This window comes from Streptomyces oceani (assembly GCF_001751245.1).
Lineage (GTDB): Bacteria > Actinomycetota > Actinomycetes > Streptomycetales > Streptomycetaceae > Streptomyces > Streptomyces oceani.
Genome location: NZ_LJGU01000017.1, coordinates 1 through 253 on the forward strand (window position 1 = coordinate 1; position 253 = coordinate 253).

Annotated in this window: 1 pseudogene; it reads right to left on the reverse strand. The window is 75.9% G+C overall.

Annotation, left to right across the window (positions count from 1 at the left end):
* Positions 1 to 253 (reverse strand): annotated as a pseudogene (locus tag AN216_RS00080) (transcriptional regulator); the annotation flags it as partial.

Here is a 253-nt window from a genome sequence, read left to right on the forward strand (position 1 = left end):
CCAGCAGGCCGGCGGCCACCTCGCCGAGGTTCTCCGGGTCGGCCGCGGCCTCGTCCACCGCCACCGCCTCGGCCGGGGACGTCGGCGACTCGACGACCACCGCGTGGCGCAGGCCGTACCGGGCACGCAGCGCGTCGGAGCGGTCGGCGTCCAGTTCGGCGGGCACCCGGATCTCGATGCGTACGAGGTCCCGCTCCAGCGCCGTCTCCAGCACCCGGGCCACCTTGAACCGGCTGACGCCGAACTCGTCCGC